This is a genomic window from Streptomyces sp. NPDC057445 (assembly GCF_042802855.1).
Classification (GTDB): domain Bacteria; phylum Actinomycetota; class Actinomycetes; order Streptomycetales; family Streptomycetaceae; genus Streptomyces.
In genome coordinates this window covers 64,055-90,325 of record NZ_JBHVDH010000010.1, presented here as the reverse complement: position 1 = coordinate 90,325, position 26,271 = coordinate 64,055, and the positions used below count along the sequence as shown (strand labels likewise).

Genomic DNA, 26,271 nt, shown 5'->3' with positions numbered 1-26,271 from the left:
TTCCCATTTCCGTAATCGATTGAGTACGGGGTGAAGCGTTTTGGTGGCAGAATCCGGGGCTCGGGGTTCGGGGGTGCTCCGTGACACCGAAGGCGATGGGAGGGCCGGAGACGTGAGCGCACGGGAGTCATGGGGGTACCCCCAGGCGGAAGGCTCTGGCGGAGGTTCCGTGGTGCGGCGCATCCTTCTGGGCTCGCAGCTGAGGCGGCTCCGTGAGTCGCGCGGTATCACCCGTGAGGCGGCCGGCTACTCGATCCGCGCATCCGAATCCAAGATCAGCCGTATGGAGTTGGGAAGGGTGAGCTTCAAGGCCAGGGACGTCGAGGACCTCCTCACGCTCTACGGCGTCACGGACGAGGCGGAACGCGGTTCCCTGCTCGGTCTGGCCCGGGAGGCCAACGTGGCGGGCTGGTGGCACAGCTTCGGCGATGTGCTGCCCGGCTGGTTCCAGACGTACATCGGCCTGGAGGGTGCCGCCTCGGTCATCCGGATCTACGAAGTCCAGTTCGTTCACGGCCTGCTGCAGACCGAGGCGTATGCGCACGCGGTGGTCTCCCGGGGAATGCCGGGTGCGCCGCGCGCCGAGATCGACCGCCGGGTCGCGCTGCGACTGGAGCGGCAGAAGGCGCTCGTCTCCGAGCGCGCCCCGCGCTTCCACGCCGTACTGGACGAGGCGGCGCTGCGCCGGCCCTACGGCGACCGGTCGGTGATGCAGGGCCAGTTGAGGCATCTGATCGAGATCTCCGAGCAGCCGAACATCACCCTTCAGGTGATGCCGTTCAGCTTCGGCGGCCACGCGGGTGAGTCCGGGGCCTTCACGATGCTCCGCTTCCCGGAGTCGGACCTCTCCGACATCGTCTATCTGGAGCAGCTGACCAGTGCGCTGTATCTCGACAAGCGTGAAGAGGTCGCCCAGTACGAGCGGGTGATGGAGCGGCTGCAGAGCGATTCGCCCGGTCCCGAGGAGAGCCGCGACCTGCTGCGCGGCCTCCTCCAACTTACATAAAACGACAGTACGATGACACGCCATCAGGAGTCTGCACCGTCTGCGCCTGCAGTAAGGGATCGAATGTCCTTCTTCACCGACCTGGCCCATCAGTACATCGACGGCGAGTGGCGGACCGGCAGCGGCTCGTGGGACATCATCGACTTCAATCCGTACAACGGTGAGAAACTGGCCGCCATCACCGTCGCCACGGTCGCCGAGGTCGACCAGGCGTACCGGGCGGCCGAGCGGGCGCAGCGGCCCTGGGCGGAGACCAACCCGTACACCCGCCGGGTCGTCTTCGAGCGGGCCCTGCGCATCGTCCAGGAGCGCGAGGACGAGATAGCGGAGGCGATCGCCGAGGAGCTCGGCGGGACCCGGCTCAAGGCGGCGTACGAGATCCACCTCGCCAAGGAGTTCCTGCGCGAAGCAGTACAGCTGGCGGTGCGCCCCGAGGGCCGGATCCTGCCCTCCCCGGTGGACGGCAAGGAGAACCGCGTCTACCGGCTTCCCGTCGGCGTCATAGGTGTGATCACTCCCTACAACTTCCCTTTCCTGGTGACCCTGAAGTCGGTCGCGCCCGCGCTGGCGCTCGGCAACGCCGTGGTCATCAAGCCCAACCAGAACACCCCGGTGGTCGGCGGCGGACTGATCGCCAAGATCTTCGAGGACGCGGGCCTGCCGCCCGGTCTGCTCAACGTCCTGGTCACGGACATCGCCGAGATAGGGGACGCGCTCATAGAGCACCCGGTCCCCAAGGTGATCTCGTTCGCCGGCTCGGACCGCGTGGGCCGCCATGTCGGGGCGGTCGCGGGCAGCAACTTCAAGCGGTCGATCCTGGAGCTCAGCGGCAACGGCGCGTTTGTCGTCCTCGACGACGCCGATGTCGACTACGCCGTCGAGGCCGCGGTCTTCAGCCGCTTCGTGTATCAGGGGCAGGTCTGCATGGCCGCGAACCGGATACTCGTCGACCGGTCCGTCGAGGCGGAGTTCACCGGGAAGTTCGTCGCCAAGGTGGCGGAACTGCGTAGCGGAGACCCACGGGACCCGGAGACCCAGATCGGCCCCGTCATCAACAACTTCCAGGCCGAGGCGCTGTCCGGGCTGGTGGACCAGGCGGTGGCGGACGGGGCAGAGGCGCTGCTCCGGGGCCGTACCCGGGGCAATCTGGTCGAGCCGACCGTCCTCGCCGGGCTGCCGGAGGACTCTCCGCTGCTGCGGCAGGAGATCTTCGGCCCGGTGGCGCTGCTGGCCCCCTTCGACGGCGAGGAGGAGGCCGTACGGATGGTCAACGACAGCCCGTACGGTCTGAGTGGCGCCGTGCACACACGCGATGTGGAGCGGGGTGTGCGGTTCGCGCGGCGGGTCGAGACCGGAATGTTCCACGTCAACGACTCCACCATCCAGGACGAACCGCTGGTGGCCTTCGGCGGCGAGAAGCTCTCCGGGCTCGGCCGGCTGGGCGGCGACGCGACGGTCGAGGCGTTCACCACGCAGAAGTGGATCTCCGTGCAGCACGGCCGGACGCGTTTTCCGCTCTGAGGCCCGCGCTCTCCACTTGAGGACAGAACCTGTCCGCAAGGGTGCGTAGTTTGCGGGATGTCAGGACACACCGCATCTCACGAGAGGCACTCATCATGGTCACCCATGTCCCCGCGGAGAACCACGGCGACGAGCGCGGCGCCCTGATCGGCTTCGTCGAGGCGCAGCGCGGGGCGATCCGCCGTTCCGTGCTCGGACTCACCGAGGAGCAGGCGGCCGGCCGCCCGAGCGCGAGCGAGCTCTCGCTGTCCGGTCTGCTGAAGCATGTCGCCGAGGTCGAACTGAACTGGCTGCGGTTGGCGCAGCAGAAGCCGAACGAGCGGCAGCGCACCGAGGAGAACTGGGGCGAGGCCTTCCGGCTCGTCGGGGACGAGACGATCCCGGGCCTGCTGGCCTTCTGGGACGGCGTGGCCAGGGAGACCGAGGAGTTCATCCGCTCGGTGCCCAGCCTGGACGACACCTTCCCGCTGCCCGACGCGCCCTGGTTCCCGAAGGAGGGCCGGGTCTCCATGCGGTGGCTCATGCTGCACCTGATTCAGGAGATCGCCCGTCACGCCGGGCACGCGGACATCGTCCGCGAGTCGCTGGACGGAAAGAACGCCTTCGACCTGGTGGCCGCGGAGAGCGGTGAGGGATGAGGCGGCTCGGGTCTTTCGTTCGGACCCGGCCGGATCGGATGGCGGCCGGGAGCCGACCAGGTTGTCGGAGGCCGAGGCGCCGGCGCACACGGCCTCGGTCAGAGGGTTGTCGTTCGATGTGAGGCCGAGTTCGGTGGCGGCGCGGACCGTCGTGAGCGTGAGCAGGTCGTGAGCGTGAGCAGTGGGGTGGCTTCGGCCCGGGGAGCCGCCGGGTCCCGGCCGGGCGGTGCGTCCGGCCGGGGTGTCAGACCAGCCAGCGGCCGTCGCGCATCAGCGCGCGGTCGGGCAGCTCGTTCACCTCGCGCCAGGCCTGAACGCGGCGCGGGGTGATACGGAACCAGCGGTACGGCGTGGCCAGGGCGCGCGGGTCGAAGCCGGTGCGCGCGGCGAACCGGTCACCCCGCTCCTGCGGCAGTGCGTCGATCTCGAGGACCTCGACCTCGCCCTCGATCATGGACACGTCGCGGGTGTGGCCCAGCCCCAGCCGGGTGACCCGGGTGGCGGCCATGTTCCTGCCGGTCGGGCTGTCCGTCGGGGTGGCCACCAGCAGCGCCTCGCCGTCCCAGTCGAAGGACAGCGGCACCAGATACGGCGCACCGTCCGCCGAGGCACTCGCCACCCAGATGTCGATGTCGCGGGTGAGCCGGTGCTCGGTGTCGCGACGGCGCCGATCGCGGGAGCGGGGTGCGGAACTCATCGGTCCTGAAGCAGTCCGAGGAGGTTGCCGTCGGGGTCGATGACGGTGGCCACCAGGCGGCCGCCACCGACGTCGTGCGCGGGCTCCTTCACGGTGGCGCCCGCGGCGGTCACCTCGGCCAGCTTCGCCTCGATGTCCGGCACGTGCCAGTAGGCCAGCGACGAGGTCAGGCCCTGCGGTCCACCGCCCGGCACCAGTCCGATGTGCTGGCCCTCGGCCTCGAAGCCGACGTAGTAGGGCTCGTCGGTCCGGGGCGGGACGCCGAGCAGGGCGGCGTACACCGCCTTGGCCTTCGCCAGGTCGGACACGGGATGCAGAACGGTCTTGATCCCCTGGGTGGAAGAACCGGTCATGGTCACTCCTGTGGTCGTGGGTCACGGTCGACCCGCTGTGTCTTGTCACGCTCGATCGCTGTGGTCACAGCCTCTCCCGGCCAGGGGGCGGCCCACCTCCGTGCTGACCACGGAAACCACCACGGACAATGAGTCGGTGTCCAGTCCAGTGGTCTCGGCTCGGGAAGCCGAAGTGCTCGCACTGCTCGGGGAGCACCTCAGCAACGCGGAGATCGCCGCGCAGCTGTTCATCTCCGTACGCACGGTCGAGTCGCACGTCTCCTCGCTCCTGCGCAAGCTGGAGGTGCCGGATCGGCGGGCGCTCTCCCGGCGCGCGGCCGAGTCGGCTCGCGCCGAGCGGTCGCCCTCGACACCCGGCCTCCCGGCACCGCTGACGGCGTTCATCGGCCGGGTGCGGGAGCGCGGGGAGTTGGCAGAGGCGGTGAAGGCGCACCGGCAGGTGAACGCGGTCGGTCCGGGTGGGGTGGGAAAGACGCGGCTCGCGCTGGCGGTGGCAGCGGAGCTGGCCGGCGACTTCGCCGACGGGGTGTGGTTCGTCGACCTGGTCCCGATCACCGATCCGGGGCGGGTGGGGGCGGCGGTCGCGGCGGCCGTGGGTGTGGGCGAGCAACCAGGGCGCGGCATCGACGAGTCGGTGCTGGCCGCGCTGGCGGATCGTCAGGCGCTGCTGGTGTTGGACAACTGCGAGCAGGTACGCGACGGGGTGGCGCCGTTCCTGGAACGGCTGCTGGCGGCCTGCCCGCGGTTGCGGGTGCTCACGACCAGCCGGGCCCGGATGATGGTGCCGTTCGAGCGGGTCTTCCCGGTCCCGCCGCTGTCGCGTGTCGGCGGCGGCGATTCGGAGGCCGTGACCCTCTTCGTGGATCGGGCGGCGGCGGCCGGCCGGCCGCCGGATCCGGCGGTACGCGACCAGGTCGTGGCCATCTGCGAACGGCTCGACGGCATGGCGCTGGCGATCGAGCTGGCGGCGGCGCGGTGCCCCACGCTCGGGGTGGACGGCCTCACGGCCGGCCTCTCCGACCAACTGCGGATCCTGGCCGGTGGACCCCGCGCCGACGACAGGCACCGGTCGGTGCGGGCGGTTCTGGACTGGAGCCATGACCTGCTGGAACCGCAGGATCGGGCGCTGCTGCGGCGGGTGTCGGTTTTCGTCGTGCCGTTCACGGCTGAGGCGGCCGCCGAGGTGGCCGGGTTCGCCCCACTGGACCCGGCCGCGGTTGCCGACGGGCTCGGCAGGCTTGCCGAGCAGAGCCTGCTCGCCGTGACGTCGTCCGCGGCCGGCACCCGGTACCAGGCGCTGGAGACCATCCGCCAGTACGGGACGGAGCGGCTCGCCGGCGCCGGCGAGCTGCTGGACGTCCGATCCCGCCATGTGGGTTGGTGCTCGGCCGGCGCGACCGCCCTCGCGGGAGCCGGCGGCGCGGACTGGCGCGCCCGGTTCGACGCGATGGCGGACGATCTCCGGTCCGCCCTCGGCTGGGTCGCCGGCCGGCCGGAGCAGCGCGTGGACGCCTACCGCCTCGCCTTGTGCATGGCCGAGTTGACGTTCACCCGCAACCTGCTCGGCGAGGCCCAACAGCGGTACGAGCAGGCGGCCGTGCTCGCCGGCGACGCCGCCGGTGCCGCGGCGCTGCGGCAGGCCGCCGGGGTTGCCGGGTGCCGCAGGCTCGGTGACGACATGTTCCGTCTGCACCGTGCCGCCGCCGAGGCCGCACGCCGGGCCGGGGACACTGCCGGTGCCGGCCGCGACCTGGCGGCCGCCGCCACCATCGCGTACCGCTTCTCCAGTGCGTTCACGCTGATTCCCCCGGTGGACGAGGTGACCGCCATGCTCGCGGCAGCGCGGGAGTTGTCCGGCGCTGACGACCCGGCTGCCGAGGCGGCCGTCGCGCTGGCCGAGGCGGCGGTGGTCGCGGACGCCTTCGGCGCGGTCCAGGGAGCCACGGACAACACCGTGCAGGAGACGGTCGCGCGAGCCGAACAGGCAGTCGAGCTCGCCCGGCGCGCGGGCGACCCGGTGGCGGAGTCCGCCGCCCTCGACGCGCTCTCCGGCGCCCGGAGCTGGGCCGGGGAGGCCTTCGCCGCCGCAGCTGCCGCCCGGCACCGGATCGACGTACTGGCTTCGGCACCGCGTACCCCTGCCGGTACGCACGAGCTGATGGACGGCCTCGCCATGGCCGCCGGAACCGCCCTCGGCGTGGGTGAGCTGCCGGCGGCCCGCCGGTGGGGCAGGCAACTCGCCGACCAGCCGCTGCTGGCCGAGGTCGGCCACCACGCCATGTCCTGGCTCCTGGTCGCGGATGCGTTCGCGGGCAACGTCGAGGAGGTACTCACAGGCAGCGTGAGATTCCTCGATGCGTGGGAGCAGAGCGGCCGGCAACGGTCGTTCTCCCTGGGCCCGGCCGCCGCGTCGGTCGCGATGATCCACGGCTTGCGCGGCGACCACGACGCCCGGGCGACCTGGCTCGCGGTCGTCGACCGGGCGGGCACCGCACCGGAGCACCGCCATGGCTATGGTGCGGTCTTCGACGCCATGGTTCTGCTCCATCACGGGGACACGAGCGCGGCGCTGGAGCGGGTCGCGCCGGAGCCGGACCGGGTGTGGAAGTGGGTCAGCTGGATATGGCTGCACTGGTACACGGCGCTCAGGGCCGAGGCGGCGGTGCTCGCCGGGCACCCGGACGCCCGGGACCGGGTCGATGCCGCCCGGGTCATGGTCGCCGGCAACCCGGTCGCCACCGCCCAGGTGCACCGGGCGGAGGCGCTGCTCGACGGCGATCTGCCGCGGCTGCTCGCCGCCGCGGAGGCGTTCGGCGCGGCCGGCTGCCGCTACCAGTCGGCGCGCACGCTGCTGCTCGCCGGGGGCGAGCATGCCGCCGCAGGCGCGGCCGCGTTCACCGGCCTCGGCCTCGCGCCCGGGACGGTCCGGTAGCCGTGGCGTCGGCCCCGACCGCCGAGCCCTCCTGGGGACGGTCCCGCGTACGCCCCGCCGGTCCGCTCGACATGTGCGCGCCGGACCTCTGCCACACGCTGTAAGCATGACCAACGATGCTCATGAGGCGTTCGTCCCCACCCCGGTCGTCGTCCTCTCCGTGGTGCCGCACGATCCGCCGTTCCGGCTGGTGGAGATCCACGGGGAGGTGGCCGGGACCGCCTACGACATGCTGGATGTGATCAGACTGGCGCACCAGGCGGGACTGCCCCATGTCGACCTCGACGATCCCGCGGACGTGAGATGGGTCGGCGGAGGCAAGTACAAGTGGGTCCCCTGAGCGGGCCGGGGCCGTGAGGAGGGGTTTCCCCGCCGCTGTCGGGCAGGAACCGCGCGCGTACCCTAGTCAAAATTGAGTAGGAGGGGCGCGCGATGTCAGCGATCCGGCTTCTGGTCCTCGGGGCCGTGCGACAGCACGGGCGGGCCCACGGCTATCAGGTCCGCAGCGATCTCGAGTACTGGGGAGCGCACGAGTGGTCCAACGCCAAGCCCGGCTCGATCTATCACGCGCTCAAGCAGATGGCGAAGCAGGGACTGCTGCATGCCCATGAGATCGCGGCCTCGACGGCCGGCGGTCCGCCGCGCACCGAGTACGAGATCACCGAGAAGGGCTCGGTGGAGTACTTCGCGCTCCTGCGTGAGGCCCTGACCTCGTACGACCAGAAGATGGACGTGCTCTCCGCCGGCGTCGGCTTCATCGTGGACCTGGAGCGGCGCGAAGCCGTGGAGCTGCTCAGGGAACGGGTGCGCGGCCTCGAGGAGTGGCGCGCGGCGGTGACCGAGTACTACACCCCCGAGGACGGGCCCGAGCAGCTCGGTCACATCGGCGAGATCATGAACATGTGGGTCGATTCGGCGGACGCCGGGGCGACCTGGACGCGTGGACTCATCGAGCGGATCGAGGGCGGGGCGTACACCTTCGCGGGGGAGGGCGAGCCCTTCGTCGGGGTGCTCGCCGAGAGCGAGGAGAACCCGCCCGCGACGGGCATCCCCCATGAGGGGGACGGGGCCTGACGTGGCACCCGAGGGCCTGTTCTCCGACGAGACGGACGGCCCAGGAGTCCGGGGGACGGGACCCACGCCCCGTCCCCGTACGCGCCACCGTCAGTGGTGGAAGCCTGTCGCCGCCGCCTTGTCCTTGCTCAGCGGAGCGCTCTGCGCCCGCAGCTCCGGCAGGATCCGACCCAGGTCCTCCACCATCAGCGCCGCCAGGTCCGCCGAGAAGCCGTTGCGGCAGACGAATCGAAGCACCGACAGGTCCTCCCGGTGGGGAGGGAAGGTGTACGCGGGCACCAGCCAGCCGTGTTCCCTCAGCCGCTGGGAGACGTCGAACACGTCGTAGTTGGTGATTCCCGGTGCCGTCGTGGCGGCGAAGACCGGCAGCTGGTCCCCCCGGGTGAGCAGCCGGAAGTCGCCCAGCGCCTCGACTTTCCTGGCCAGGGTCTGTGCCACATCGCGGGTCGTCTGCTGCACGGCCCGGAAGCCGTCGCGGCCGAGCCGCAGGAAGGTGTAGTACTGCGCGACCACCTGTGCCCCGGGCCGGGAGAAGTTGAGCGCGAACGTCGGCATGTCGCCGCCCAGATAGTTGACCCGGAAGACCAGTTCCTCGGGGAGGTCCTCCGGCGAGCGCCACAGCGCCCACCCCACGCCCGGGTACACCAGCCCGTACTTGTGCCCGGACGTGTTGATCGAGGCCACCCTCGGCAGTCTGAAGTCCCAGACCAGGTCCTGGTCCACGAAGGGTGCCACCATCGCGCCTGACGCCCCGTCGACATGGACCGGGACGTCCAGGCCCGTACGCTCCTTCAGCGCGTCCAGCGCCGCGCAGACCTCCCCGACGGGCTCGTACGACCCGTCGAAGGTCGAGCCCAGGATCGCGACCACGCCGATCGTGTTCTCGTCGCACAGATCGGCCGCCGCCTGCGGGTCGATGTGGAAGCGGTCGCCCTCCATCGGGACCAGCCGCGGTTCCACCTCCCAGAAGTTGCAGAACTTGTCCCAGCAGACCTGCACGTTGATGCCCATGACGAGATTGGGCCGGGCGCCGGGACCGGGGTAGCGGTCGGCGTTCCGCTTCGCCCACCGCCGCTTGAGAGCCATCCCGGCGAGCATGCAGGCCTCGCTCGACCCCGTCGTCGAGCAGCCCACCGTGGAGGCCGGATCCGGCGCGTGCCAGAGATCGGCGAGCATCGCCACGCAGCGCCGCTCCAGTTCGGCCGTCCGCGGGTACTCGTCCTTGTCGATCATGTTCTTGTCGCGGCACTCCGCCATCAGCAGCCCGGCCTCGGGCTCCATCCAGGTCGTCACGAACGTGGCGAGGTTCAGCCGGGAGTTGCCGTCCAGCATCAGCTCGTCGTGGACCAGCTGATAGGCCGTCTTGGGGGACATAGGGCCGTCCGGAAGCTGGTGCTTCGGCGGAGCCAGGGTCATCGACGCGGTCGGATCGGCCTCCCCGTAGAACGGGTTGAGCGACAGCCTGCGCCGCTCCGGGCTCTCCTCGCGGTCCGTGCCGCCCTTGTGCAGTGGTGCCATGTCCGGTCGCCTTTCAACGCAGTGAGGTGCCGTCGTCGTGGAGTTGCATCTGCGGCCGTCCGGTCACCAGCAGCCAGGCCGGCAGTACGGCGACGCACAGCAGCGGGAACACATGCGGGTCGGCGGCGAGGATCGCCGCGGTGAAGAGGCTCAGCCAGCCCTGCCGGGTGACCGCCAGCAGCACGCCGAGCACGGCGCAGACGACCCCGAGCGTCGGATGCACCTCGGGTACGAGCGCGCTGAAGCCCAGCCCGAGCGCGACCCCGATGAACACCGAGGGGAAGATCCGGCCGCCGCGGAACCCGCACGCCGCCGCGACCGTGAGCGCGGTCAGCTTGACCACCGCCATCAGCGCGAACTGAGGGAACGTCCAGCCCGTGGGGTCCGAGGCCAGCACCTTCATCTCGTCGAGGCCCTTGAACAGCGTCAGGCTCCCGCCCAGGGTTCCGAGGAGACCGAGCAGCAGCCCACCCGCCGTGACCATCACGACGGGGTGCCGCAGCTTCCGGAAGGCGGCGTGGACGTAAGGGAACGCGTACACGGCCGCCATGCCGACCAGCGCGCCCAGCGAGGCGACCACCGCTGCCGCCGGGATGTCGCCCCAGCGCGACCCCGACAGTTCGGGCAGTGCGAGATCGAACGTCGGATGCGCGATCAGCACGGTGGTCAGGGCTCCCGCCCCGCCCGCGATGAGCGGGGCGAACAGCTTGTCCCACAGGGCCCCGGGGGCCGGGCGCGCCGCCATGCTCTCGGTGAGGATCAGCGCGGCCGCCACGGGCGTACCGAAGAGCGCCCCGATCGTGCCCGCGGCGGCGAGGCCGGCCCACAGGTCCGCTTCCGTACCCCGCATCGCCCTGCGGCCCAGCCAGGCCGCGAGCGCGATGTTCGCGGCCGTGATGGGGTTCTCGGGGCCGAGGCTGACCCCGCCGGCCAGCCCGAGCACGGCGGCGAGCAGCAGCCCGGGCACTACCGGGGCCGGCAGCGGCGGGTCGACGAGCCCCATCGTGGCCGGATCGGGCCCCGCGTGCCCGTACACCTTCCACACCACGAGCCCCACCGCAAGCCCGGTCGCCGTCAGCATGACGATCACCCAGAGCGACGAGTACCGGCCGATGCCGAGCGCGTCGGGCAGGACCTCCCACAGGACGTTCTTGAACCGGGTCGAGATCGCGGTCACGGCCAGCAGGAGGAGGCTCGAGCCGACGCCGACGACGAGCGCGGGAACGATCAGCGGCAGCAGCGCGCGCACCGGGGTGGCCGGCGGGGCGTGGTCGGTCGTCGTCACGGGCCTCACGATAACGGCACAAATAGTGCATAAAGCCTTAGATCAAAGGGCTTGCACCTCACGTGGCGTGAGGACCCAGGCTGAGGTGCGGACCAGGACGGAGCAGGGAGCCATGAGCTATTCGGTGGGACAGGTGTCCGGCTTCGCCGGAGTGACGGTGCGCACGCTGCACCACTACGACGAGATCGGGCTGCTCTCACCGAGCGGCCGCAGCCATGCAGGTCACCGGCGTTACGACGACGCCGACCTCGACCGGCTGCAGCGGATCCTGTTCTACCGGGAGCTCGGCTTTCCGCTCGACCAGGTCGCGATCCTGCTCGACGACCCGGATGTCGACCCGCGGGATCACCTGCGGCGCCAGCACGCACTGCTGACCGACCGGATCGCCGAGCTCCAGAAGATGGCCGAGGCCGTCGAACAGGCAATGGAGGCACGGAAGATGGGCATCAACCTCACGCCCGAGGAGAAGTTCGAGGTGTTCGGCGACAAGGACCCGGAGCGGTACGCGGAGGAGGCCGAGCAGCGCTGGGGCGGCACCGCGACATACGCCGAGTCCCAGCGGCGCGCCGCCCGCTACACCAAGGCGGACTGGCAGCGGATGCAGTCCGAGGCCGCGGACTGGGGCGCGCGTTACGTTGCGCTCATGTCGGACGGCGAGCCGGCGACGGGCGAACGCGCGATGGACCTCGCGGAGGAGCACCGGCAGCACATCACCACGTGGTTCTACGAGTGCACGTACGAGATCCACCGGTGTCTGGCCGACATGTACGTGTCGGACGCCCGCTTCAAGGAGTTCTACGACTCCATGCGTCCGGGTTTCGCGGACCACCTCCGCACGGCGATCCACGCGAACGCGTCCCGCGCGACGGGGTGACGCTGCCTCCGGCGGCTCGGGGGGTCCGCTTCCCGGCGCCGGTCGCTGCGCGGTGCCGGTGTGGTTGTCGGGGTTGGCCTGTGCGGGTCGCTGCGCGGTGCCGGGTGTGGTGTCGGGGTTGGCCTGTGCCGTGACGGTTGGCCGGTGTGTCCGTCCTCAATCGCCGGACGGGCTTGGGCGGGGGCTGTGGGTGGGTGGTGGGGCGGGGCCCCTCCGGGCTCGACTCCTCGGGGACGGCGGCGTACCGCCCACCTCGCAGGCAACCAGTAGTCCCGCCGTCCCCTGCGGGGCCGACCCTGCACGGCCCCGCCCCGGCAGCGTTGCCGACTGCCGCCCGGTGGATGGTTCACCCGACACACGGCGATCGGCCCACCACCCCTGGGCCCGAGGGGGGCCGTGGAGGGGTCGTGTCCGGGACACTAAAGCGTGATTTGTGGCGCGGCGCAGGCGTCGCCATTGAGGTGCTGGTCAGCGCGCCGTAAATCACGCCGTCCCGGATGCGAGCCCCGGAACGGCCCCCAACGCCCACGACCCGGTACCGGCCGACCCCGTACACCTGAGCCCGTCCGGCGATTGAGGACGGACACCCCGGCCGCAGTCACGGCACCGCCCACCACGACAACCACACCGGCACCGCGCCACGCGGCCGTCACGGTCGTGGAGCCAAGATCACCGCCGTTCCGTACGCGCACACCTCCGTGCCCACGTCCGCCGCTTCCGTGACGTCGAAGCGGAACATCAGCACCCCGTTCGCACCCCGCGCCCGCGCCTGCTCGATCAGGCGTTCCATCGCCTGATTGCGGGTCTGCACCAGCGTCTTCGTGAGGCCCTTGAGCTCACCGCCGATCATCGACTTGAGCCCCGCCCCGATCTGGCTGCCCAGATGCCGCGAGCGCACCGTCAGGCCGAAGACCTCGCCGATCACTTGCTGTACCTCATGACCGGGTACGTCGTTCGTTGTGACGACCAGCACATCGGCGTGCGGACCCTGCCCGCCGCCGTACTCATCGATGCCCATGGGGCACAGCTTGGTTGCCGTGCGTTCACCTCGCATCCGGAGAGGGCCGGTGGAACCCGTGGCCCTCCGGATGCGTTGATACTTTGGGCAACCGACACGCCGGCCGACACGCCGCACGAACGCCGACCGACCTTCGACACCTCAGGAGCCCGGACCTCGTGAACACCCTTGCGCTCGGACCGAGCTGGCTGGACCCGGATTATCTGATCACCACGTTCGGTCTGATCGGCGTGCTCGTGATCGTATTCGCGGAGTCCGGACTGCTGATCGGCTTCTTCCTGCCGGGCGACTCGCTTCTGTTCACGACGGGGCTGCTGGTCACCGCCGGCAAGATCGACATGCCGCTGTGGCTCGTGTGCACCCTCGTCGTGCTGGCCGCGATCATCGGCGACCAGGTCGGTTATCTCTTCGGCCGCAAGGTGGGTCCGTCCCTGTTCAAGCGCCCGGATTCCAGGCTCTTCAAGCAGGAGAACGTGGAGAAGGCGCACGACTTCTTCGAGAAGTACGGCCCGAAGTCCCTGGTCCTGGCCCGCTTCGTGCCCATCGTCCGTACGTTCACGCCGATCATCGCCGGTGTGAGCCGGATGAACTACCGCTCGTTCATCACCTTCAACGTCATCGGTGGCGTGCTCTGGGGTGCGGGCGTCACGCTGCTCGGCGCCGCGCTCGGCAAGGTCGAGTTCGTCCACAAGAACATCGAGGCGATCCTCATCGCCATCGTTCTCATCTCGGTCGTCCCGATCGCGATCGAGTTCCTGCGGGCCCGCTCCAAGAACAAGAAGGCAGCCGCGGCCGACGGCCTGGCGAGCGCGGAAAGCGCCCAGCAGTCGGGCCTGCCGGGCCAGCAGCCGGGCCAGCCCGGCCCGCGTGGCCGCCACGCGAAGCGCTGACCTGGCCGCGTGCCGCGACGATGCGCGCTGACCTTGCCGCGTGCCGCGACGATGCGCGCTGACCTGGCCGCGTGCCGCGACGATGCGCGCTGACCTCGCCTCGTACCCGCGTGCCGGTGTCGCGCCCCTACCCGCAGGGCAACCGCCGGCGTCGCACTCCCACCCGCAGGGCAACCGTCGGCGTCGCCCCCGCACCCCCACCCGCAAGGCGAATCGCACCCCGCCTCCGTAGCCCGAAGACGTCAGAAGCCGCGCGTCCGCTTGGCCGCGCGGCGCCTGCCCGCCGCCGCCGGGCTGCGCAGGAACAGCCGGGCGATCTCACCACCCAGGTTCACCCCGATCGCGATGGCGAGCGCGAGCGCCGCCGCCCGCGCCAGCGAGGCGAAGCCCAGGTCCATGTTGGCCTGGGCGATGTGCAGCACTCCGAAGTAGGTGGCGCTACCGGGCAGCAGCGGCCCGATCGCCGCCGTCACGTACGGGAGCGACGACGTGTGCTGATAGCGGGCCAGCAGCTGCCCGAACAGACCCACCACACCGGCCGCGACGGCCGTCGCCATCACCGCAGAGCCGTCCGCCGTCACGGCGATCGCCCCGTAGATCACCCAGGCCACGCCGCCGTTGAGCGCCGCGATCAGCACGGTGGAGCGGTCCTGCTGGAGCAGTACGGCGAAGGTCAGGCACAGCACCATCGACGCCAGAATCTGCAGCACGGGCCGTTCGAGGGTGCTCAGCCCCCCTTCCGGGCTGAGGTTCGCCTCGAACTGCACGCCCACGTACAGCACCGTGAGCACACCGATGACGATCGCCACGAAGAAGTAGGCGACCTCCAGCAGCCTGGCCGAGGCCGTGATGTAGAAACCGGTCAGTCCGTCCTGCACCGCCGCCACCAGCGCCCGTCCCGGGATCAGCGCGAACAGGCCACCGGTGATGACGGCGGACGGACGGATGCCGGCGTGGAGGGCCGTGAGCGCCACGCCGATCGCGGCGGGCGGCATCGCCGCCACCACGAACTGGTAGAACTCCGGCAGCCCGCGTCCCGCGCACAGCCACGCCAGCCGGTCGCCGAGCATCGCGCCGAACGCGGCCGCCAGGAACACCAGCACACCGCCGCCCACCAGCACGGACGCCGCCCCGGCCAGCACACCGGCCGCGACCGTGAGCACCCAGCCGGGGTACGGGTGCCGGTTGCGGCGGATCTCCGCCAGCCGCCGGTACGCCTCGTCCAGCTTGACTTCGTGGTCCTCTGCGCTGATGTCGGCGACGAGCTGGTAGACGGCGGTCAGCCGGGTGTAGTCGGGGACCCGGCGGCGTACCGTCCGGTTCGCCGTCACCGGGTCGTCGACCAGCGACGGCTGGTACGTGATCGACAGCAGGGTGAAGGTGACCGTGGGCTCGCAGCGGTCGAGGCCGTACGAGGTCGTGATGGCGAACATCGCCGCTTCGACATCCTCGGCGCCCTCACCGCCCGCGAGCAGCAGTTCGCCGATACGCAGCGTCAGGTCGAGCACACGAGGCACCGCGGGCCCGGTCTCGTCGTGCCGCTGCACCGGCTCCGGCACCGGCCGCTCGCTCACCGGAATCCGCAGCATCGTGCGCATCCGGTCCTGCCACGGCGCGTCCTTGGGCAGCTGGATCACCGGGATGCCGTAGGCCGGGGTGAAGACCGGCGGCGACTCCTTCGAGCGGTAGGTCGAGGGCAGGGCGAAGGCGGAGCCCTCCGGTTCCTGCGGCGGTTCCGGTGACAGACCCGCCGGAACGGCGAACTCGGAGGACGGATGGTCCTCCTCGGGGGGGCCGGGCTGCTCCACACCCTCCGGCGGGGTGAAGGCGCTGTGCGCCTCGTCCGACTGCGGCTTCCGGTCCTCCGCAGGACCTTCCGGCTCCGCCACCACCGCTCTCCCGACTCCTCCCGTTTCCCAGGCTCCGGCTCTCTCCAGGGGCCCCGACAGGGACCCTCAGGGGTCGCTGCGCCCCCGGCCGGCGGCCGCTCGTGCGGGCCCGTGTCCGGCCAGTATGCGACGGGCGGTGCACCCCGCGTGGGGGTGCACCGCCCGGTCCGGCAGCGGGGAGCGCGTCAGTGCGCGCCGCCCTGCGCCTCGAGGCGCTTGTAGGAGGCCTCGATCTCGGCCTCCGCCTCGGTGCGACCGACCCAGTTCGCGCCTTCGACGCTCTTGCCCGGCTCCAGGTCCTTGTAGACCTCGAAGAAGTGCTGGATCTCCAGGCGGTCGAACTCGGAGACGTGGTGGATGTCCCGCAGGTGCTCCACACGCGGGTCGGAGGCCGGGACGCAGAGCAGCTTGTCGTCGCCGCCGGCCTCGTCGGTCATACGGAACATGCCGATGGCGCGGCACTTGATCAGGCAGCCGGGGAAGGTCGGCTCGTCCAGGATGACCAGGGCGTCCAGCGGGTCGCCGTCCTCGCCGAGGGTGTTCTCGACGAAGCCGTAGTCGGCGGGGTAGCTGGTCGAGGTGAAGAGACGACGGTCCAGGCGGATCCGGCCGGTCTCGTGGTCCACCTCGTACTTGTTCCGGGACCCCTTCGGGATCTCGATGGTGACGTCGAACTCCACGGGTGGCACTCCTCCATGATCAACACATATGTCGGTGATGATTGCGTCTCCCCGGAAGCGGACCGCCCCGGGCTCCGGCCGGACGGGCCAGGTGCTGGACGGGGTGCCATGCTCGCGGCAAGACGCAGTGATTAAGTGTCCCCTACGCAGGTGGGTGATCGCGAAAGGGGCTGGTCAGGGGTGCCCGACCGCAGAACATGGCAGCTCACAGCAGGTGCGGCCCTGCAGACCTGGCAGCTCACGGCAGGCGCGGCCGTGGTCGGCCTCGCCGTCGCGGCCGTGGCGGTGACCGCGGCCGGTCCCTGGGACTCCGGTCAGCGTAAGGCCGAGCGGGACAGGGCCGCTGCGCTGAGCCGCACAGGTGGCGCACATCACCGGCCTCCGGCGAGGACGGCACCGCCCGGGCCCGTGCCCGCGCCCAGCGCCCCCGGGGTGCTGTCCGCGCCCAGCGCCCCGGCCGCCCCGCCCGCTCCGGTCGCCCAGGCGCTCGCGCCCTTCCTCCACGACCCCGGGCTCGGCCCGGTCCTCACCGCTTCGGTCGTCGATGTCGCCACCGGCAAGGAGCTGTACGGGAAGGACGCCGGCGCCCCCATGACCCCGGCGTCCACCGTCAAGATCGCCACGGCCGTCGCGGTCCTCTCGGCAACGGGGCCCACACACCGCATCCCCACCACGGTCGTCGCGGCCCCCGACTTCAAGCGGATCACTCTGGTCGGCGGTGGTGACCCGACCCTCGACACGGCCCGGCTGCGCGCGCTGGCCGACGGCACCGCCCGCGCCCTGCGCGAACGGGGCGTCAGCACGATCCGGCTGGCGTACGACATCTCGCTCTACAAGGGCCCCGCCCGGCACCCCATCGGCCGCAACGACAACATCGCCCCCGTCACTCCCCTCATGCTCAACGAGGGCCGTCTCGACGACTCCACCAGCGGTCCGGCGCCACGCGGCACGGACCCGGCGCACGACACCGCCGCCGCCTTCGTCGGGCTCCTCGGCGAACGCGGCATCAACACCGAGGCGGGTCCGGACCGCGGCAGGGCCCCCGCCAAGGCCGTCGCCCTCGCCAGGACCTTCTCGGCGCCCATGTCCGCGCTCGTCGAGCGGATGCTGACCAACAGCGACAACGACCTCGCCGAGTCCCTGGCCCGGCACACCGCGCTCGCGGGCGGCCGCCCGGCGAGCTTCGCCGGCGCCCGGACCGCCGTCACCGAGCGGCTCAAACGGCTGAAGCTCCCCCTGGGCAAGGCCCGGTTCGTGGACGGCAGCGGGCTGAACCGCGCGGACAAGGTCTCCGCCGGGCTCCTCACGGCCCTGCTCTCCAAGGCCGCCGACCCCGCACACCCCGAGCTGCGTCCCGTCCTCACCGGGCTTCCCGTCGCCGGCTTCACCGGCACCCTCAGCGAGCGCTCCGAGGCCAGGACCGCAGGTCTCGTACGCGCCAAGACCGGCAGTCTGACCGGGGTGGACACGCTCGCGGGCACGGCCGTCTCGCCCGACGGGCGGATGCTTGCGTTCGCGTTCATGGCGGGGGACACCCCCGCCTACGGAGCCGGCCGCCCGGCGCTGGACCGGATGGCGGCGGCCCTCGTGCCGTAGCGGCACGTTCCGTACCCCGGACCGCCCTGCCCCGTCACCGTCGACCGGACACCACCGAACCGTGTCCGGGCCTGCAACGCCACTGACGCGACAACCGACTTCGGCGGCGCCGGGGGCGGCCGGCTCACCCGGCCCACGGAGGCGGCACGGGAGCCGGGCGGCAGCGGTGCCGGTGCCGTCGGCAACGGCCCCGTGCAGCTCACGGGGGGCTGCTCCTGGGCTCCCTGCCGGAGGCGGAGGCGTGCCCCCCGTCGGCACAGCGGCATCGGTGCCGTTCAGCTCACAGGGTCGTCCCCGGACCGTGGGGCCCGAGGCCGTGGCGCGCAACCCGATGGCAGAGTGGCGACGACCACGTACGGTTGACGCATGACGAGCATCGGTGGTGCCGAGATGGTCGACTGGAACCTCGCGGTCGCGACCGCGACCCGACTCGTGCGGCCTGGCCCCGACGTCAGCCGGGACGAGGCACGTGCCGTGGTCGCCGAGCTGCGACGGCACGCCAAGGCCTCCGAGGAGCACGTCAGGGACTTCACGCGGATGATCCCCGACGGGCATGAGCCGGAGGACACCCCGGTCCTCGTGGTCGACCGGGCAGGCTGGGTGAAGGCGAACGTCGCGGGCTTCCGGGAACTGCTCAAGCCCCTGCTGGACAAGATGCAGGAGCGTCGCGCGGGGACTCCTGGCGGAGCCGTCCTCGGCGCCGTCGGCGGCAAGGTGACCGGCGTCGAGCTGGGGATGCTGCTGTCGTTCCTCGCATCCCGCGTCCTCGGCCAGTACGAGACCTTCGCCCCGGCCACCCGCGAGCTGCCCGGCGCCCCGGGCAGCGGCGGGCGGCTTCTCCTGGTCGCGCCGAACATCGTGCATGTCGAGCGCGAACTGGACGTCGCCCCGCACGACTTCCGGCTGTGGGTCTGCCTCCACGAAGAAACCCACCGCACTCAGTTCACCGCCGTGCCCTGGCTGCGCGACCACCTGGAGGGCGAGATCCAGTCGTTCCTCGCCGAGACCGATGTCGACCCGATGACCGTACTGGAACGGCTGCGTGAGGCCGCCCAGTCGCTCGCCGGCGGCCGCCCCGAGGGCGAGGACGACGAGGGCCGTTCCCTCGTGGAGATCGTCCAGACCCCGGCGCAGCGCGAGATCCTCGGCCGCCTGACCGCGGTGATGTCCCTCCTCGAAGGGCACGCCGACTTCGTGATGGACGGAGTGGGACCGCAGGTCGTGCCTTCCGTCGGCGAGATCCGGGAGAAGTTCCAGCAGCGCCGTGCCCGCGGCGCCTCACGGCTCGACGTGGCGCTGCGCAAGCTGCTCGGACTCGACGCGAAGCTGCGCCAGTACCGTGACGGGGAACGGTTCGTACAGGCCGTGGTCGAGGAGGTCGGCATGGACGGCTTCAACCGGGTCTGGACCTCGCCGAACACCCTGCCCACCAAGGCGGAGATCGCCAAACCGGCGGACTGGGTCGCGAGGGTGCACCGTAGGACAGACTGAGGGGCGGCATGCGGCCGACGGCAGAAGGACGCCCCCTCAATCACCCGTCCGAGGGACCGTAGGCAATGGGTAGGCGTGCAATGCTCGGGGAACGGCCCGGTTCTGTCACCATCGACGCACTCTGAGTGACCGAACCTCCCGTTCCGACTCTCCGATCGAGGCACCCCCCAACTTCACGAAGGGCACCGGACATGGGTCCCCATCCTGCGGTCGCGGCGATACGCCTGGCGGTCCGCCGCGTACTCCACGACGTACTCAACGAACTGAGCGAACTCCCGCGCGCCGCCGCCGACCGGTCCAGGCCCGGTCAGCTCGCGACGGCCGAGCGGCCCCTCGTCCTCGTCGCCTGCTCCGGCGGGGCCGACTCGATGGCGCTCGCCTCCGCCCTCGCCTTCGAGGCCCCGAAACTGTCCGTGCGCGCCGGTGGGATCACCGTCGACCACGGCCTGCAGCCCGGTTCCGGCCTCCGTGCCGCCGAGGTCGCCGCCCGCCTCACCGCGATGAACCTCGACCCCGTCGAGGCGGTGGCCGTCACCGTGGGCCGCCACGGCGGGCCCGAGGCCGCCGCCCGCGACGCGCGCTACGCGGCACTGGACGAGGCCGCCGAGCGGCTCGGCGCCGCCGCCGTGCTGCTCGGCCACACCCGCGACGACCAGGCGGAGACGGTCCTGCTCGGCCTCGCCCGCGGCTCCGGCATCCGCTCGCTCTCCGGCATGGCCGCCGTGTCGCCCTCCGGCCGCTACCGCCGCCCGTTCCTCCAGCTCGACCGGCAGACCGCCCGCAAGGCGTGCCTCGTGCAGCATCTGCCCGTCTGGGACGACCCGATGAACGCCGACCCCGCCTACACCCGCTCGCGGCTGCGCCACGAGGGGCTGCCCGCCCTCGAGAAGGCGCTCGGCAAAGGTGTCGTCGAGGCCCTGGCCCGTACCGCCCAGCTCTCCCGTGACGACGCCGACGCTCTGGACGCCTGGGCCGCCGACGTGGACGCCTCGGTACGCGACGAAGCAGGACTGCTCGATTGCGTGAAGTTGTACGCACTGCCTCCCGCGGTGCGTCGCCGGGTGCTCCGCCGCGCGCTCGTAGCCGCCGGTTCACCTGCGGGTTCTCTCTTCGCACGGCATGTCGAGGAGGTCGAGCGACTGATCACCGGCTGGCGTGGCCAGGGGACCATCAACCTGCCCGGCCGCGTCGAGGCCCGCCGTCAGGGTGGCAGACTGGTCATCCGGCAAGGCTGAGACGGTAGCGGGCAAGCGGGCCGATACGCCGACACGGCACGGGCAGAGACAGAAAGCGACTCGGGTGAACGAGAAGGACATGGGCGCCGATCTCAAATCGGTCCTCATCACCAAGGAAGAGATCGACGCGAAGCTGGCCGAGCTGGCCGCGAAGATCGATGCGGAGTACGCGGGCAAGGACCTGCTCATCGTCGGGGTCCTCAAGGGCGCCGTGATGGTGATGGCGGACCTGGCGCGTGCGCTGTCCTCCCCCGTCACGATGGACTGGATGGCCGTGTCGTCGTACGGCGCGGGCACCCAGTCCTCCGGAGTCGTCCGCATCCTCAAGGACCTGGACACCGACATCAAGGGCAAGCACGTCCTGATCGTCGAGGACATCATCGACTCCGGGCTCACCCTGTCCTGGCTGCTGTCGAACCTGGGCTCCCGTGAGCCGGCCTCGCTCGAGGTCTGCACGCTGCTCCGTAAGCCGGACGCCGCAAAGGTCGCGATCGACGTGAAGTGGATCGGTTTCGACATCCCGAACGAGTTCGTCGTCGGCTACGGCCTGGACTACGCCGAGAAGTACCGCAATCTCCCGTTCGTGGGCACTCTGGCGCCCCACGTCTACGGCGGTTGACGACGGCGGCGGAAGCACGGGAACCCGTACCGCCTTCCCGCCGTTGGAGCATGGGAAGGCGGTCACGGGTGACAATGCTGGGGTACCGTCCGAAGAACAGTCTTTTCAGTTGAGTCTCATAGCAGCATTTACCTACGGGCAGGAGGGACGGAGCGACACCGCTCCGTATGGATGGACGTGAAGCGATACTTCCGTGGGCCGGTCATGTGGATCGTGCTGGCCGTCCTCGCCGTGGTCGTGCTGATGCAGGTTGTCGGCTCGTCGGGCGGCTACAAGACGGTGGACACCGGCAAGGTTGTCCAGGCGATCAACAAGAACCAGGTCGAGCAGGCCAAGCTGACCACCGGCGATGAGCAGATCATCAAGATCGAGCTGAAGGACGGCCAGAAGGTCGACGGCAGCGACAAGGTCCAGGCGAGCTACATCGGCGACCAGGGCGTCGCGCTGGCCGACACCCTCCAGAAGAAGTACGACGCCGGGCAGATCGACAAGGGCTACACGGTCTCGCCCGAGCGGCAGAGCCCGTTCCTCTCGGTGCTGCTCTCGCTGCTGCCGTTCGTGCTCATCGTCGTCGTCTTCCTGTTCCTGATGAACCAGATGCAGGGCGGCGGCTCCCGGGTCATGAACTTCGGGAAGTCCAAGGCCAAGCTCATCACCAAGGACACCCCGAAGACGACCTTCTCCGATGTGGCCGGGTCCGACGAGGCGGTCGAGGAGCTCCACGAGATCAAGGAGTTCCTGCAGGAGCCGGCGAAGTTCCAGGCAGTCGGCGCCAAGATCCCCAAGGGCGTGCTGCTGTACGGCCCGCCCGGCACGGGCAAGACGCTGCTCGCGCGCGCCGTCGCGGGCGAGGCGGGCGTCCCGTTCTACTCGATCTCGGGTTCCGACTTCGTCGAGATGTTCGTCGGTGTCGGTGCCTCGCGAGTCCGTGACCTCTTCGAGCAGGCCAAGGCGAACGCCCCGGCCATCGTCTTCGTCGACGAGATCGACGCCGTCGGCCGGCACCGCGGCGCGGGCCTCGGCGGCGGCCACGACGAGCGCGAGCAGACCCTGAACCAGCTGCTCGTCGAGATGGACGGCTTCGACGTGAAGGGCGGCGTCATCCTGATCGCCGCCACGAACCGGCCGGACATCCTCGACCCGGCGCTGCTGCGCCCGGGCCGCTTCGACCGCCAGATCGCCGTCGACCGCCCGGACATGCAGGGCCGTCTGGAGATCCTCAAGGTCCACCAGAAGGGCAAGCCGGTCGCCCCGGACGTCGACCTCTCGGCCGTCGCCCGTCGCACCCCCGGCTTCACCGGTGCCGATCTGTCGAACGTGCTGAACGAGGCCGCCCTCCTGACGGCCCGCAGTGACCTGAAGCTGATCGACAACCACATGCTGGACGAGGCGATCGACCGCGTCGTGGCGGGCCCGCAGAAGCGGACCCGGATCATGTCCGACAAGGAGAAGAAGATCACCGCGTACCACGAGGGCGGACACGCCCTGGTCGCGGCGGCCTCCCCGAACTCCGACCCGGTCCACAAGATCACGATCCTGTCCCGCGGCCGGGCCCTGGGCTACACCATGGTCCTCCCGGACGAGGACAAGTACTCGACCACGCGCAACGAGATGCTCGACCAGCTGGCGTACATGCTGGGTGGCCGAGCGGCCGAGGAGCTCGTCTTCCACGACCCCACCACGGGCGCGGCGAACGACATCGAGAAGGCCACGACCACGGCCCGCGCGATGGTCACGCAGTACGGCATGACCGAGCGGCTCGGCGCGATCAAGTTCGGCGGCGACAACACGGAGCCGTTCCTCGGCCGTGAGATGGCGCACCAGCGCGACTACTCGGAAGAGGTCGCGGCGCTGGTCGACGAAGAGGTCAAGAAGCTCATCGAGACCGCGCACAACGAGGCCTGGGAGATCCTTGTCGAGAACCGCGACGTTCTCGACAACCTGGTCCTCGCGCTGCTCGAGAAGGAGACCCTCGGCAAGGAGGAGATCGCGGAGATCTTCGCGCCGATCGTGAAGCGCCCGGCCCGCCCGGCGTGGACCGGATCCTCACGGCGCACTCCGTCGACCCGCCCGCCGGTGCTCTCCCCCAAGGAGCTGGCACTGACGAACGGCACGGCCAACGGTGCCGGTTCTTCGACCGGCACGGTGACGGATGTCACCAAGACGTCGGCCGAGCCGGTCGCCGAGGACCGCCCGGACGCCTGACCAGGGCTTACGCGGGCCCGCCGGCCCGAAGCCCGGAATGAACGCCGCACCTCCCAGGTTCTAGCCTGGGAGGTGCGGCGTTTTTCCCGCCGTTGCGTAGCACAGGAACGAGGCACACACATGACCGACCCGGTGACGCTCGACGGCGAGGGGACGATCGGCGAGTTCGACGAGAAGCGCGCCGAGAACGCCGTACGTGAACTCCTCATCGCGGTCGGCGAGGACCCGGACCGTGAGGGGCTGCGGGAGACGCCGGGGCGCGTGGCCAGGGCGTACCGGGAGATATTCGCGGGGCTGTGGCAGCAGCCGGAGGACGTCCTGACGACGACGTTCGACCTCGGTCACGACGAGATGGTCCTGGTGAAGGACATCGAAGTCTTCAGCACCTGTGAGCATCATCTGGTGCCGTTCAGGGGCGTCGCCCACGTGGGCTACATCCCCTCGAGCACCGGCAAGATCACCGGCCTGTCCAAGCTCGCCCGCCTCGTCGATGTCTTCGCCCGCCGGCCCCAGGTGCAGGAGCGGTTGACCACCCAGGTCGCGGACTCGCTGATGGAGATCCTGGAGCCCCGCGGTGTGATCGTCGTCATCGAGTGCGAGCACATGTGCATGTCGATGCGCGGGATCCGCAAGCCGGGCGCCAAGACGATCACCTCGGCGGTGCGCGGGCAACTGCGGGACCTCGCCACGCGCAACGAGGCGATGAGCCTGATCATGGCGCGCTGACCGGCGCGTACATCCCGGCATCGGGGCATCCCGGCATCGCGGCAGGGCGGGCGGGTAGTGCCGGCGTCGCAGTCATGAGCGAGGGACTTTCGGCGTTCCGCATGTGACGGCGCAGCAGCTGCGCGCGGCGCACGCGGTCCATCCGGTCGCCGCGGTCCGGACGGAGTGGTCCATGTGGCGCCCCGTCGACCCGGCCTGCTGACCGCGGCCCATGAACTGGGCGTCTGCCTCGTCCCCTGGTCCCTGCTGGGGCCGCCCGTATGCGGCTCCCCGTTCCGGGCAGCCGCACCGCCGCGCATATCGAGGAGAGTCTCTCGGCGGCCCGGGTCTCCCTGCCGGACGACGTCAGGACACGGCTGACGACGATCTTGGAGAAGACAGAGGTGCGGGGCGGGACATTGCCGCAGGCGCAGGCGCACGTACCGAGCGGGAGTACCGCGCCGGGCTGCTCACGCGGCCGGGGGTACGCCGCCGGGTGTGGCCAAAGACGCCCCGCCGCGCGTGAGGGCGGGCACCGCTCGCCTCACGCCGTCGGGACGTGGCCCTTTCCCTCGTCCTCGTCCTCGGGGAGCTTGCAGACGCGCTCCAGGAAGAGCGCCGCCGCGATCACCGCGATGCCCGCGAGCACGGAGAACGCCGCGTAGATGGCCTGATCGCGGCGGGCCGGGATGTCCAGGGAGCCGAGGAGGAAGACGCCCACGCCGCCGTACATGCCGCTGACCAGCGCGGCGACGAGTGCGCTCGCCTGGCCGAAGACGACCGCACGTGCCGCCATCATGGGCTCGACGCCTTTCGCCCCGGGGCGGCGCTCGCGCTGGGCGCGCAGACGGGTGCGCAGCGATACCGCGGTCGCCGTGAGGACGGCCGCGATCGCCGCGAGGACGATCGGGGCGGCCAGCGGCACGCTCGGCAGCGTGCCGAAGGAGTCCCAAAGACGCGCACCGCCCCATGACAGCACTCCGGCCACCACGAAGAGCCCGGCCAGTACCCGGAGCCGTAGTTGCTTCACCCGCATGTCCTTCGTGTCGGCGACCCTGACGAGCCTAACGACTACTCGGGCAGACGGAGTTCCAGGTCCCCGCGCGCCACGACACCCTCCCGGCCCACGCCGGCCAGCAGCTCCGCGACCGGGCCGCGCCCGGGCAGTTGGGCAGCCGGATCGACGTCGTGCCACGGGGCGAGTACGAAGGCCCGCTCATGGGCGCGGGGATGCGGCAGGGTGAGGGCCGGGTCGTCGGACATCACGTCCGCGTACGCCACGATGTCCACGTCGATCGTCCGCGGGCCCCAGCGCTCCTCGCGCACCCGGTCGTACGCCTCCTCGATCGCGTGGCCGCGCTCCAGCAGCGAGCCGGGCGGCAGGGTGGTCTTCACCACGACGACCGCGTTGAAGTACGACGGCTGGGTGCCCGGCTCGACGCCCCACGGCTCCGTCTCGTACACCGGTGAGACAGCCTTCACCCGTACGCCCGGAGTGTCCTCGAGCGCGTCGATCGCGCCCTGGAGCGTCTCCAGCCGGTTGCCCAGGTTGGAGCCGAGGGCGATGACGGCCCGCTTCGGGTTGGACAGAGTGATGTCCGCCGCGTCGACCTGCTCGACCACGGCGGCGGGTACCGGCTGTACGGTGGGGTCGCTCATGCTCGGCTCCGGGTGATCGTGACGGTCACGTCGTCGAACGGGACGGTGATCGGGGCGTCCGGCTTGTGGACGACCACTTCGACCTCCTGGACGCCCGTGTGCTTGAGGCACTGCTGGGCGATGCGCTCCGCGAGTGTCTCGATCAGATCCACCGGCTCGCCCTGGACGACGTCGACGACCTCCTCGGCCACCACACCGTAGTGCACGGTCTTCGCCAGGTCGTCGTCCGCCGCCGCGGGGCGGGTGTCGAGGCCGAGCACCAGGTCCACGATGAAGGTCTGGCCTTCCTCGCGCTCCCGGGGGAAGACGCCGTGGTGCCCGCGGGCCTTGAGGCCGCGCAGCGCGACACGATCCACGCGAATCACTCCTGCTGTCGTAGGTCTTGC

At 70.8% G+C, this 26,271-nt stretch carries 24 protein-coding genes; 14 read left to right on the top strand and 10 right to left on the bottom strand.

Features of this window, described 5'->3' with window-relative positions:
* Positions 1 to 172: 172 nt before the first annotated feature.
* The 3 genes from ACFU5O_RS21965 to ACFU5O_RS21955 all read left to right on the top strand — a co-directional run bounded on the left by ACFU5O_RS21965 (position 173) and on the right by ACFU5O_RS21955 (position 3,165).
* Positions 173 to 1,006, top strand: a complete 834-nt coding sequence (locus ACFU5O_RS21965) for a helix-turn-helix domain-containing protein (RefSeq protein ID WP_384243248.1) — start codon at positions 173 to 175, stop codon at positions 1,004 to 1,006.
* A 63-nt stretch (positions 1,007 to 1,069) separates the two neighbouring features.
* Positions 1,070 to 2,527: an aldehyde dehydrogenase family protein gene (locus ACFU5O_RS21960; protein ID WP_384242994.1), complete on the top strand. Its 1,458-nt coding sequence runs from the start codon at positions 1,070 to 1,072 to the stop codon at positions 2,525 to 2,527.
* Positions 2,528 to 2,622: 95 nt separating this feature from the next.
* Positions 2,623 to 3,165, top strand: coding sequence for a DinB family protein (locus ACFU5O_RS21955; protein ID WP_384242992.1), 543 nt, complete (start codon positions 2,623 to 2,625; stop codon positions 3,163 to 3,165).
* 244 nt (positions 3,166 to 3,409) lie between these two features.
* Here the strand turns inward: ACFU5O_RS21955 and ACFU5O_RS21950 are convergent, their stop codons facing one another.
* Entirely contained in the window at positions 3,410 to 3,862 is a 453-nt protein-coding gene (locus ACFU5O_RS21950) for a pyridoxamine 5'-phosphate oxidase family protein (RefSeq protein ID WP_384242989.1), read from the bottom strand.
* On the bottom strand, positions 3,859 to 4,215 hold the full coding sequence (locus ACFU5O_RS21945) for a VOC family protein (protein WP_384242987.1): 357 nt from the start codon (positions 4,213 to 4,215) through the stop codon (positions 3,859 to 3,861). The genes ACFU5O_RS21950 and ACFU5O_RS21945 overlap by 4 nt, the downstream gene beginning before the upstream one ends.
* A 136-nt stretch (positions 4,216 to 4,351) precedes the next feature.
* On the opposite strand from ACFU5O_RS21945, the gene ACFU5O_RS21940 reads away from it, so the two are divergent.
* From ACFU5O_RS21940 to ACFU5O_RS21930, 3 genes are all read left to right on the top strand, one after another.
* A complete protein-coding gene (locus ACFU5O_RS21940; RefSeq protein ID WP_384242985.1) occupies positions 4,352 to 7,147 on the top strand; it encodes an ATP-binding protein in 2,796 nt (931 codons plus the stop codon).
* A gap of 106 nt (positions 7,148 to 7,253) precedes the next feature.
* Entirely contained in the window at positions 7,254 to 7,487 is a 234-nt protein-coding gene (locus ACFU5O_RS21935) for a hypothetical protein (protein WP_384242982.1), read from the top strand.
* A gap of 92 nt (positions 7,488 to 7,579) precedes the next feature.
* On the top strand, positions 7,580 to 8,221 hold the full coding sequence (locus ACFU5O_RS21930) for a PadR family transcriptional regulator (RefSeq protein WP_384242979.1): 642 nt from the start codon (positions 7,580 to 7,582) through the stop codon (positions 8,219 to 8,221).
* Positions 8,222 to 8,311: 90 nt separating this feature from the next.
* Here ACFU5O_RS21930 and ACFU5O_RS21925 read toward each other — a convergent pair whose 3' ends face one another.
* Entirely contained in the window at positions 8,312 to 9,739 is a 1,428-nt protein-coding gene (locus ACFU5O_RS21925; protein ID WP_384242976.1) for a glutamate decarboxylase, read from the bottom strand.
* A 13-nt stretch (positions 9,740 to 9,752) separates the two neighbouring features.
* A complete protein-coding gene (locus ACFU5O_RS21920; protein WP_384242974.1) occupies positions 9,753 to 11,033 on the bottom strand; it encodes an ion channel protein in 1,281 nt (426 codons plus the stop codon).
* 103 nt (positions 11,034 to 11,136) lie between these two features.
* On the opposite strand from ACFU5O_RS21920, the gene ACFU5O_RS21915 reads away from it, so the two are divergent.
* Complete coding sequence (locus tag ACFU5O_RS21915) at positions 11,137 to 11,898, top strand: MerR family transcriptional regulator (RefSeq protein ID WP_384242972.1); 762 nt, start codon at positions 11,137 to 11,139, stop codon at positions 11,896 to 11,898.
* Between the two features lie 649 nt (positions 11,899 to 12,547).
* Here the strand turns inward: ACFU5O_RS21915 and ACFU5O_RS21910 are convergent.
* A complete protein-coding gene (locus ACFU5O_RS21910; RefSeq protein WP_384242969.1) occupies positions 12,548 to 12,916 on the bottom strand; it encodes a YbjQ family protein in 369 nt (122 codons plus the stop codon).
* A gap of 158 nt (positions 12,917 to 13,074) precedes the next feature.
* Between ACFU5O_RS21910 and ACFU5O_RS21905 the strand changes: the two genes are divergently transcribed.
* Positions 13,075 to 13,806 (top strand): DedA family protein, encoded by a 732-nt coding sequence (locus ACFU5O_RS21905; RefSeq protein ID WP_384242967.1) that lies wholly within the window; start codon positions 13,075 to 13,077, stop codon positions 13,804 to 13,806.
* A 242-nt stretch (positions 13,807 to 14,048) separates the two neighbouring features.
* On the opposite strand, the gene ACFU5O_RS21900 is transcribed toward ACFU5O_RS21905, so the two are convergent.
* Positions 14,049 to 15,698, bottom strand: a complete 1,650-nt coding sequence (locus ACFU5O_RS21900; RefSeq protein WP_384242966.1) for a threonine/serine exporter family protein — start codon at positions 15,696 to 15,698, stop codon at positions 14,049 to 14,051.
* A 182-nt stretch (positions 15,699 to 15,880) separates the two neighbouring features.
* Entirely contained in the window at positions 15,881 to 16,375 is a 495-nt protein-coding gene (locus ACFU5O_RS21895) for an inorganic diphosphatase (RefSeq protein WP_108151010.1), read from the bottom strand.
* Positions 16,376 to 16,630: 255 nt separating this feature from the next.
* Between ACFU5O_RS21895 and dacB the strand changes: the two genes are divergently transcribed.
* The 6 genes from dacB to folE all read left to right on the top strand — a co-directional run bounded on the left by dacB (position 16,631) and on the right by folE (position 24,247).
* Positions 16,631 to 17,971 carry a D-alanyl-D-alanine carboxypeptidase/D-alanyl-D-alanine-endopeptidase gene (dacB, locus tag ACFU5O_RS21890; protein ID WP_384243245.1) on the top strand — a complete coding sequence of 447 codons (1,341 nt, stop codon included), beginning with the start codon at positions 16,631 to 16,633 and terminating at the stop codon, positions 17,969 to 17,971.
* Positions 17,972 to 18,337: 366 nt separating this feature from the next.
* Entirely contained in the window at positions 18,338 to 19,462 is a 1,125-nt protein-coding gene (locus ACFU5O_RS21885; protein WP_384242963.1) for a zinc-dependent metalloprotease, read from the top strand.
* A 191-nt stretch (positions 19,463 to 19,653) separates the two neighbouring features.
* A complete protein-coding gene (gene tilS, locus ACFU5O_RS21880) occupies positions 19,654 to 20,697 on the top strand; it encodes a tRNA lysidine(34) synthetase TilS (RefSeq protein WP_384242962.1) in 1,044 nt (347 codons plus the stop codon).
* Positions 20,698 to 20,776: 79 nt separating this feature from the next.
* On the top strand, positions 20,777 to 21,316 hold the full coding sequence (gene hpt, locus ACFU5O_RS21875; protein ID WP_384243243.1) for a hypoxanthine phosphoribosyltransferase: 540 nt from the start codon (positions 20,777 to 20,779) through the stop codon (positions 21,314 to 21,316).
* Positions 21,317 to 21,487: 171 nt separating this feature from the next.
* Entirely contained in the window at positions 21,488 to 23,521 is a 2,034-nt protein-coding gene (gene ftsH, locus ACFU5O_RS21870; RefSeq protein ID WP_384242960.1) for an ATP-dependent zinc metalloprotease FtsH, read from the top strand.
* Between the two features lie 120 nt (positions 23,522 to 23,641).
* A complete protein-coding gene (gene folE, locus ACFU5O_RS21865) occupies positions 23,642 to 24,247 on the top strand; it encodes a GTP cyclohydrolase I FolE (protein WP_384242958.1) in 606 nt (201 codons plus the stop codon).
* A gap of 523 nt (positions 24,248 to 24,770) precedes the next feature.
* Here folE and ACFU5O_RS21860 read toward each other — a convergent pair.
* From ACFU5O_RS21860 to folB, 3 genes are read right to left on the bottom strand one after another with little or no spacing between them, the layout of a single operon-like run.
* Positions 24,771 to 25,256, bottom strand: a complete 486-nt coding sequence (locus tag ACFU5O_RS21860; RefSeq protein WP_384242956.1) for a DUF3180 domain-containing protein — start codon at positions 25,254 to 25,256, stop codon at positions 24,771 to 24,773.
* Between the two features lie 41 nt (positions 25,257 to 25,297).
* A complete protein-coding gene (gene folK, locus ACFU5O_RS21855) occupies positions 25,298 to 25,885 on the bottom strand; it encodes a 2-amino-4-hydroxy-6-hydroxymethyldihydropteridine diphosphokinase (protein WP_384242954.1) in 588 nt (195 codons plus the stop codon).
* Positions 25,882 to 26,241 (bottom strand): dihydroneopterin aldolase, encoded by a 360-nt coding sequence (folB, locus tag ACFU5O_RS21850; RefSeq protein WP_384242952.1) that lies wholly within the window; start codon positions 26,239 to 26,241, stop codon positions 25,882 to 25,884. The genes folK and folB overlap by 4 nt, the downstream gene beginning before the upstream one ends.
* Between the last annotated feature and the right edge of the window lie 30 nt (positions 26,242 to 26,271).

Excerpts from the sequence above, each read along its gene's own strand:
- ACFU5O_RS21960 (WP_384242994.1), top strand. The coding sequence starts at position 1,070 with ATGTCCTTCTTCACCGACCTGGCCCATCAGTACATCGACGGCGAGTGG.
- ACFU5O_RS21955 (WP_384242992.1), top strand. The coding sequence starts at position 2,623 with ATGGTCACCCATGTCCCCGCGGAGAACCACGGCGACGAGCGCGGCGCC.
- ACFU5O_RS21950 (WP_384242989.1), bottom strand. The coding sequence starts at position 3,862 with ATGAGTTCCGCACCCCGCTCCCGCGATCGGCGCCGTCGCGACACCGAG.
- ACFU5O_RS21945 (WP_384242987.1), bottom strand. The coding sequence starts at position 4,215 with ATGACCGGTTCTTCCACCCAGGGGATCAAGACCGTTCTGCATCCCGTG.
- ACFU5O_RS21935 (WP_384242982.1), top strand. The coding sequence starts at position 7,254 with ATGACCAACGATGCTCATGAGGCGTTCGTCCCCACCCCGGTCGTCGTC.
- ACFU5O_RS21930 (WP_384242979.1), top strand. The coding sequence starts at position 7,580 with ATGTCAGCGATCCGGCTTCTGGTCCTCGGGGCCGTGCGACAGCACGGG.
- ACFU5O_RS21925 (WP_384242976.1), bottom strand. The coding sequence starts at position 9,739 with ATGGCACCACTGCACAAGGGCGGCACGGACCGCGAGGAGAGCCCGGAG.
- ACFU5O_RS21915 (WP_384242972.1), top strand. The coding sequence starts at position 11,137 with ATGAGCTATTCGGTGGGACAGGTGTCCGGCTTCGCCGGAGTGACGGTG.
- ACFU5O_RS21910 (WP_384242969.1), bottom strand. The coding sequence starts at position 12,916 with ATGGGCATCGATGAGTACGGCGGCGGGCAGGGTCCGCACGCCGATGTG.
- ACFU5O_RS21885 (WP_384242963.1), top strand. The coding sequence starts at position 18,338 with ATGACGAGCATCGGTGGTGCCGAGATGGTCGACTGGAACCTCGCGGTC.
- tilS (WP_384242962.1), top strand. The coding sequence starts at position 19,654 with ATGGGTCCCCATCCTGCGGTCGCGGCGATACGCCTGGCGGTCCGCCGC.
- hpt (WP_384243243.1), top strand. The coding sequence starts at position 20,777 with ATGGGCGCCGATCTCAAATCGGTCCTCATCACCAAGGAAGAGATCGAC.
- ftsH (WP_384242960.1), top strand. The coding sequence starts at position 21,488 with ATGGACGTGAAGCGATACTTCCGTGGGCCGGTCATGTGGATCGTGCTG.
- folE (WP_384242958.1), top strand. The coding sequence starts at position 23,642 with ATGACCGACCCGGTGACGCTCGACGGCGAGGGGACGATCGGCGAGTTC.
- folK (WP_384242954.1), bottom strand. The coding sequence starts at position 25,885 with ATGAGCGACCCCACCGTACAGCCGGTACCCGCCGCCGTGGTCGAGCAG.